The sequence below is a fragment of the Corynebacterium drakensteinense genome (assembly GCF_041224285.1).
GTDB lineage: Bacteria > Actinomycetota > Actinomycetes > Mycobacteriales > Mycobacteriaceae > Corynebacterium.
On record NZ_JAXOFP010000034.1, the window covers coordinates 1 to 1,777 of the forward strand.

At 54.8% G+C, this 1,777-nt stretch carries 2 protein-coding genes and 1 pseudogene; all 3 read right to left on the reverse strand.

What is annotated here, in order from left to right:
• Window positions 1-159 precede the first annotated feature (159 nt).
• Window positions 160-577: pseudogene (locus U1140_RS11320) on the reverse strand (transposase family protein); the annotation flags it as partial.
• A 164-nt stretch (window positions 578-741) separates the two neighbouring features.
• A complete protein-coding gene (gene erm, locus U1140_RS11325) occupies window positions 742-1,596 on the reverse strand; it encodes a 23S ribosomal RNA methyltransferase Erm (protein ID WP_016459102.1) in 855 nt (284 codons plus the stop codon).
• A gap of 99 nt (window positions 1,597-1,695) precedes the next feature.
• Window positions 1,696-1,761 carry an erythromycin resistance leader peptide gene (locus U1140_RS11330; RefSeq protein ID WP_071569110.1) on the reverse strand — a complete coding sequence of 22 codons (66 nt, stop codon included), beginning with the start codon at window positions 1,759-1,761 and terminating at the stop codon, window positions 1,696-1,698.
• Window positions 1,762-1,777 lie beyond the last annotated feature (16 nt).

Below are 1,777 nucleotides of genomic sequence, written 5' to 3' on the forward strand. Positions count from 1 at the left end.
ACCCTTAACCCAGATTGCACGCGTGGGGATTGAGGGTGTGAATCCCACTGTCGTGGGTTTGATGAGGTAGTCGATGTTGCGGAAGCTTTGGCATCGGCGTGCGTTGTGCTCCGTACGTTGTTTCAAAAACGGGTTTCATCAAACGGAACAAAACCTGGGACACTTCATATCCCACCCCAGGCCTAATGACTTGGGTGCAGCGGCAACGCTCATCCGATTTAGGCAGAGTCGTTGCAGGATCCAGTGGGTCACCTGGTCCGTGGTCTTTGAATTGTCGGGCGCGCAGGCAAGGCCAGCACGGAAGATCTTCTGCAAGCAACGCTTGTTGGTGCACCGGTAGCGTGGAAGGCGCACATGAAGTTGTTGGGTGGCCGACGATGGGCAGATCGACCAGGCTGCGGATGACGTGGTCGCGGAATACTCCAGGCTGCCCGCAGGTAGGGCATTCATTGATCGGCTCGACGGGTTCGGCTTCAATAACAGTGACGTCACCGTTTTCTGTGGCACCGGTGATAGTAGTTCCTAGTTTTGCGGTGCGGCAGATGGTATCGACGATGACATTTCCGTTAGGCTGCACAGTAGGTCCTTAGTTTTGTACGGATGGATTAGATACCTTTTTCCTACAAAGCCAAGGACCCCAATATCTTGTGCCACGCCCGAACCCCCGGCGAACTAATCAATGCACTCTAAAACCGGAAGAGCCCTTTTAGTACTACTGGTGGATTTCGGTTTTGGTGGGGATTAACGCCGCCGGCTTCGGTTTTTCCGTTGAGGAGGTCGTTGACTACTTCCCGATGGTGAAATGGGTCGATGGTGAGGTAGAGAGGAACCAGTCACCTGGAAGAGATCGATCCAGTCGTTGGTGTGCAATCTGGGAGGTAGGGTCGCGGGGTCGATTCCTCGCGAGCGCAACCATGATTGTGTTTCTGAACGTGATGAAAACAACCCTGCCCTTCGGAGAATTTCCCCTATCCCGCGTCCCCGGGCAGTGAAAACGGTGTGCACCATCGCCTGAAAGGCTTTGCGCTGCTCTATCGGAATCTTCGGGTCACCCACCCGGCGGATCACTAAGATCCCCCCGTCAACGTTTGGCTGTGGCCGGAAAGCAGGCCTTGGTACCCGAGAACCCAGGTGAAATGTGAACCATGGGGACCACTGAGCCGTCATCATCGTGCTTGCGCCTACCCCGGCCCGGCGGCGAGCGACTTCCCACTGCATGAGGAGTACAGCGTCAGTCCATGCTGGCGCATGCAGCAACTTTCGAAGAATGGCAGTGGTGAGGTGAAAGGGAATGTTTCCCACAATGACGCAGGGAGTGGCGGGTAACCGGAAGTTAAGGAAATCATCATGGACCACTTCGACCGCCGCCGAGGAGGTTTCTTGTGTGATTTTGGCAGCTAGTTTTGCGTCCACTTCAACTGCCGTTATCGCCCTCCCCAAGTGGGCCATCGGGTGAGTGAGGGCACCGCTTCCTGGTCCGATCTCAATGATGGGGCCGGAGGTTTGTTTCACAAGGTCGATGATGGAGTTGATGATCTTGTGGTTGGTGAGAAAATTTTGGCCATGCTCGTGACGGCCGTGTCCGTATGCAGACATCAGGTGTGCTCCTTGGATTTGAAAGGGAGCCGGGCATGACAAATAGCCGCCCGGCTAAAGGACCGGAGCGGTTTTTAACCTACGGGGTAGGAAACCGCCTTAGCGGTTGGTGCGCAACCGCAAGAAAGCGGTACCTGAAATCAACATGGGTCTAATTATATCCATTTAAAGGGTTAAGTAG